5 protein-coding genes are annotated in these 5,675 nt (G+C 54.0%); 2 read left to right on the plus strand and 3 right to left on the minus strand.

The features are described 5' to 3' along the window. Positions 1-232 precede the first annotated feature (232 nt). On the plus strand, positions 233-1,084 hold the full coding sequence (locus U4Z64_RS37025) for a hypothetical protein (RefSeq protein WP_321822657.1): 852 nt from the start codon (positions 233-235) through the stop codon (positions 1,082-1,084). Here the strand turns inward: U4Z64_RS37025 and U4Z64_RS37030 are convergent. From U4Z64_RS37030 to U4Z64_RS37040, 3 genes are all read right to left on the minus strand, one after another. Next, positions 1,081-1,920, minus strand: a complete 840-nt coding sequence (locus tag U4Z64_RS37030; RefSeq protein ID WP_321822658.1) for a hypothetical protein — start codon at positions 1,918-1,920, stop codon at positions 1,081-1,083. The genes U4Z64_RS37025 and U4Z64_RS37030 overlap by 4 nt on opposite strands. 160 nt (positions 1,921-2,080) lie before the next feature. Beyond that, the gene (locus U4Z64_RS37035) at positions 2,081-2,947 is read right to left on the minus strand and encodes a DUF4231 domain-containing protein (protein ID WP_321822659.1); all 867 of its coding nucleotides are present in this window, start codon (positions 2,945-2,947) and stop codon (positions 2,081-2,083) included. Beyond that, positions 2,944-3,444 carry a TIR domain-containing protein gene (locus U4Z64_RS37040; protein ID WP_321822660.1) on the minus strand — a complete coding sequence of 167 codons (501 nt, stop codon included), beginning with the start codon at positions 3,442-3,444 and terminating at the stop codon, positions 2,944-2,946. The genes U4Z64_RS37035 and U4Z64_RS37040 overlap by 4 nt, the downstream gene beginning before the upstream one ends. Before the next feature lie 691 nt (positions 3,445-4,135). Between U4Z64_RS37040 and U4Z64_RS37045 the strand changes: the two genes are divergently transcribed. After that, positions 4,136-5,308, plus strand: a complete 1,173-nt coding sequence (locus U4Z64_RS37045; protein ID WP_321822661.1) for a toll/interleukin-1 receptor domain-containing protein — start codon at positions 4,136-4,138, stop codon at positions 5,306-5,308. Positions 5,309-5,675: the final 367 nt, after the last annotated feature.

The raw sequence follows: 5,675 nt of genomic DNA on the forward strand, positions 1-5,675 counted from the left end.
CTCGGAAGCGGTCATTGAGCAGAGGTTAGCAAGCGGGCGCTGATCGGCCTCATGCGGAATTAGGTAGACTCGCAGCTAGTTTGCCGACTGCGCGAAGATACGCGCCGGCAGCGACCTCCTTCTTCGAACTGAACTAAACTGACCGACCTAATGACAATCGCCAAAAGGCTGATTACACATCCCTTCTCGTAGTCGATGCGGGGATTCCTGGATGATCGCGAGGACAAGTAAATTGCTCGACTTCGATAAATCGTGGCGTTTCAAAAGCCCGGGGCCTATCCCGCAAGGTGTTGTCCGTGATTTTTACGATCTGATCGAAAAAATTGCAGCGCAAGGTGATGTATGGCGCGCGGTTGAGCAATGCAAAAGCCGCTTCGGCGGGAATGGTCGAAGCAGCAGCCTGGATTGGGCGTGGAGTGATCTATCTCGGTTCATGGATAACTCAGCTGAGAATGCGCCTGTGTTCATCGAGGCTTTTTGGAATTGCTGCGAAGATCTCGAACAGTCCGGCTTAGGCGTGCCAGACGTCCAAATTATCAACACGATCCTGGCGGAACATGATGCGGGCTATGAAATTCAACTTCCCGCTTTAATCGCAACGCGCGCCTATACGCCGATCACTGTTCCGCGTCAGGCGCCATCGCTGGATGAGCAGGCCAGGGCGCTTATTGACGAGTGTTTGGCGGAATCCGAACGGCTGCTCGATGCTGGTCAGGGCCGGCGCGCGGTCCAAGAAATCCTCTTCCTACTAGAATCGATCACGACAGCATTTCGGGGCTTGGGCGAGGACACGGTGACGATTCATGGGAAGTATTTCGGGCCTATCATTAACGAGATGAAAAAGCGGGAGCGGGGCAAGGCACAGGAAAATATTATGACGTGGATGACGACCTTGCATGGTTACCTTTCATCGCCCACGGGAGGCGGGGTCCGTCACGGGACCGATCTCAAAGAGGGCATCGCGATCCAGCCGCACGAGGCGCGTCTTTACTGCAACCTCGCGCGCAGCTATCTCACCTTTTTGCTGGAAGAGCACGACCAACAGACCAAGGGCGCGTCTTCGAAGCCGTGGGGCGTTTACTAGCCCTCGACGATGGCTTCCAAGCGTCGCTGGAGCGTTTGACCTAAGACCTGGCGGCCCTCTGCATTATTCAGGTACGGTACATAGCGTAGGTGGCGGAGATCAAACGGTATGTCGTTGGCGTTCTGGGTGATGAGAATTACTTCGCGGCCCAAGGTATGGGCTATGCCGATTTCATAGAAGACGTTTGGGTTGCGGTTTGTGCAATCGCAGATGACAACGCGCGAACGGTCGATCAGGGAGACGATATCTTGAATGATCGCGGGATTTTCCCAGATATCGTCAGCGCGACGGCAACGAAGCCCGACGTTTTCTGCAGTCTGGCGAAGGGTTTCATAAACAGGCGCGAAGGGCGCGTCAAACGGCATCATTGCCGAAAGCAACCTGGGTTCGATTCGTTCATGCTCCGTGATATTGAATACGGTAGGGCGCTGCCGGCGCGACTGCGTATTTCGGATAAGAACCCTATAAAGGTCTACGTCCTTTACGGCCCAGTGGCTCCGAGAGAACTCGAAGTCATGAGGCATATCGAAATCGATCCTGTTCGCGAAAATCGCGCTGTTCAGGAGGGGCGGGATATCCATATCGAAGGTGTATTCGATGGCAATTTCCCGGCCGGCAAGCCGAGCATGCGTAATCGTCCCGACCCGGGCCAGCTGATCGTCAGTACCTTCTTCCATGAAAACGCATGGGAGGCGGATGAGGCGGTCGAGGGCGATCCGATCACCGTCGCGAAAGGATTCAGCGACGTCGTCGTCGGTGTATTCAAACAACCGACCAACCGGAACTGTGTCGCGCCCTGCGCCCCAAGGGTTGAACTGCACCAATAGATTAAACAAACCGATCTCCTTGCCGCCGTCGCTTTTCTTGGCTGACGATCTTCTCAGATTTTATACGACGGGGCCGCCGGAAAGTACATGTTCATAATAGGGCGCAACTGTTCTTGACAGGAGGGCTCTGCACCCGTTAGCAGGCTGACGGGACCAGCAAGGCGCACCACTAGTCAACGTCCCGTCGCGCCTGCCACTGCGTGTGCTCTCGTGAGAAGGCATTCTCAGCATCGCCCACATACTTCGAGAACTTGTCAGCCGTCGGTGGATTCGGCAACGCTATCCGCAGCAATCCGATCTCATGTGCCGTAAGCGTGTACGAGGCGGCCAGCTCTTGAAAGCGCTTCGTCTGTATCCACGCCATGACGGAGGCCGCAGCGGCCACGAGAATGTCTGTCGGCCAATAGTTGACGGTCGGGTGAGCGATCTTTGCTGCGGCGAACCCCAATGCCAGCAGGTTCATCAGAATCAAACCGCTAAACCATAGAGTAGATGACCGTTGGTTGAATCTTGCTTTACGGCTGTACCAGCCTTGCTGATCTTCAACCCGCTCCGCCTCGTACAAGTCGATGCGTTGCTGAAGCGGCAGATTCCGAACGCGCGTCATCTCTTGCGTGATTTGCGAGCCGGATGTCATCGTCACTGCGTGAGCCGAGATGTTAGTGTTTGTAGTGAAGATGTCGGTGAGCGAGTCCTTGAAGTGGTCGCGGTCAGAAGCCTCATCCCGGTTGAATGGCTCAGCGCGCATCATGTACCTCCACGAGACTGTCTTCACCGATTCCGCTAAGGCACGCGTGCCATACCAAATGCGCTGCGGTCGCATGACGGCAAGGTACAAGGTCAGCAGTAGCGTTCCAACAAGTGGGCCCATTTGGAGAAGCGCAAAACAACTCGTCTGGACGTTCGCCACAGACATTGCGGCGGCCACCACAAGGAGCGTCAGGTTTCCACCCAACGCCCAGAGGAGCTTCTTCTGCGCCTTCTTCGATGCGTCATCAGCCGCCTGGTACAGCGGGGGAAAATTACCCTCCGTCATAGGCCAAGCGACGTATAGACGTGAGGCTTCAGATACAAGTCAGTGAAGCCCTGCGTCTTGTAGTTGGCGAATCCATTGCAGAAGTCGTCCAGCGCGAACTGGATAGCCTTCGCCTTGAACGGCACGTGAATCGTGCATGTACCGCGCAGGATCGGAGGACACAAATCCGTGTCCATTGCCCTCAGGCCGTTCAGGTTCACGACCACAATCGGGATGCCCATCTCGATACACGTCTCGATTTCCCACCGCACGAACTTGTACAGGTATCTCGTGCTATCTCCAACTATGACGATGGCCTGCTTGGTGTTTTGAAGGCGCTGCTTGAGGACGCTTTTAACGTACGCTTCGCTAGCGGTGCCTTCCATCGGCCGCAGGTCGTGTGCGTCATAGAAGCTGAACTCCATGTGCTCGTTCTTGTTCCAACCGAGCATGAAGCCGTATGCCCACATGTCCTTGTCGCCGTCAAAAATGACGTACGTCTTATTCCGGTATCCCATGATCGTTCACCCGTGGTCTCTTCCCGAAGTAACGAGAAGTTAGCCATATTGCTGGAGAGATATCAGTCTTTAAATGCGTCTTTAATGGCACATTGTCTCGGCCAATGACCTCCGCCGTCAATAGGACCGTGGTGCAGCAGGTCAGAATGTCGAGTTTACGGAAGGGGCCTCGATGAGTCTCGGAATATCGAAGGCTGACGGCGTCCGGATGTGAGCTGGGTAGCTCCTCTGATCGCAGTTCCGCACTAGGGCCTCAATTCCTAGCCGACTCGCATGTGTGGATGGTCGTTAAACATCGCAAAGTGGACCTAGAGGTGAGGCAGGGTTTAAGGTCCAGAGAGGGTCACTTTATGTCTTTTGCATGAAAGGTTGCACCCACCGCGATCGCCATCTCGGTCGTCCCTCAGACGTGCGCGGACGATGTCTTCACGCTGCTGCATCCTACCTAATGCATATTCAAACGCTGCGCACATGGTCAGCGCTAGCCCGCCCGCGGGGGTATCAACGCTTTCTGAATGTCAACTATGGCCGTCCCAGGCTCGACGGCATCGAGTGCTAGCTCGGGTAATCCAAGCTCAACTTCCAACCTGTGAGCCCTCCCGTACAGCGTGGTCACTGCCGCCGACCCCTGTCGCTTAGTTCTGCGATGGCACATTACAATGTGCGCTCTTCCAACTACAGGAACACGCAAATGACGCCTGCGCCGAAGGTCTTCCTTTCATACTCTCACGACGACGATAATCACAAAGGCTGGGTATTGCATCTCGCTAACCAATTGGTCGTCAACGGTGTGGATGTGATCTTGGATCAATGGGATCTCGGGCTTGGGCAAGACTTGGCAAGCTTTATGGAGCATAGCCTATCCGGTTCACAGCGCGTTTTGGCTATTTGCACCGATAACTATAATAAGAAGGCGAATAGCGGAATTGGTGGCGTAGGATATGAGAAGAGTATATTGACAGCGGAGTTACTCCAAAATCAAAATACCAACAAATTCATACCACTGGTTCGTGGGGCTACCGGAAACAAGGTCCCCACTTGCCTTGGATCAAGGTTCTATATTGATTTTAGTGACGATAGCCAATTTCAGTCCAAACTGGATGAATTGCTGCGAGAAATCCTTGACAGTCCTAAAGCCAAGAAACCGGCCATCGGGAAGAACCCGTTCGCTCAATCGAATAATGAATTGCCGTCGCTGAACGGCGAAATAAGCACCTCCTTTTTTAGTGAGCGTTTTGCTCATGCTTTCCCCGGAGTACGAGGGACGTCGTGGTTTAAAAATCCCCATGAAGCCGTTGCTCGTTTGAATGTTCTGCTGCAAGAGCCAATCGTTTTCAAAGAAGACTGCCCGGTCTGGTGGTGGCGGGATGGAGAATTGGAAATCAGGTCGTACATTCAAGTCGGCCCAACCTCCGTCCTTTTAGATGGCAAGGAACTGGAGATAGATGAGCTGGCGGCGGTTAATGCTGGTGCGTATCACCAGCAATTTATCTACGTCAAGAGTAAAGCAAGCCCGCCGACAGGGTTATATGACTATAGCTATATAGACTCGGCGGTAAAAGAGCAAGGGTACGCTAGTGAAGGTTTTGGTATGTTTCGTGGCCGACCTATCAGATATGAAGAACTGGAGGACGGCGCAACAGTCATTGATGGCGTACCGATAAGGCTGAACGGAGAGGGGCAGTTTCGTGAACGATTCCTCACCCCTTATAATCTCATAGTCGCGCCTGCGGGTTCGCCGATCGGAAATGCAAAATTTGATCAGACGAGACGAGAAATCTTGAAAATGATTTTACATGGCAAAGCCAGCCTCGACGATTTCACGGCCGCAGTGCTCAGGCTTCCGAAGCTACCTCATCGTTAAGGGATTTTCAGCGTGCGGGAAACGTAGCAGTATGCGAACGACTAACATGGGTCGATTCCTCTTGTGCGAAGAGCGTCAAGCACTCACGACGCCCGCATATGCGGGCGTCGTCGTTTTCTGCCTTCCATTAACCAGCTTACCGCGCCGTGGCGCAGCGCTATCTCCAGGATTATCACCTCAGGTCTTTCACCGGAACCATCCAGTCGCTTGTATATTGTGCCCGGCGACCAAGCAGAGGCAAACCCATTGCCCTTCAGGGCAATGGTTTTTCTGCTATGCAGTACGCGGCTTGATGGTCTACGACCCAGCCCGTTTCACATCGAAAGCGGTCGTTGCGCTGGCGATGGTTCAAGTGACTGCAACGGGT

The sequence above is a fragment of the Burkholderia sp. BCC1996 genome (genome assembly GCF_905339955.1).
Lineage (GTDB): Bacteria > Pseudomonadota > Gammaproteobacteria > Burkholderiales > Burkholderiaceae > Burkholderia.

What these genes read in the sequence shown, in the direction of transcription:
- U4Z64_RS37035 (WP_321822659.1), bottom strand. Translation starts at nt 2,947, where the DNA reads ATGACGGAGGGTAATTTTCCCCCGCTGTACCAGGCGGCTGATGACGCA.
- U4Z64_RS37040 (WP_321822660.1), bottom strand. Translation starts at nt 3,444, where the DNA reads ATGGGATACCGGAATAAGACGTACGTCATTTTTGACGGCGACAAGGAC.
- U4Z64_RS37045 (WP_321822661.1), top strand. Translation starts at nt 4,136, where the DNA reads ATGACGCCTGCGCCGAAGGTCTTCCTTTCATACTCTCACGACGACGAT.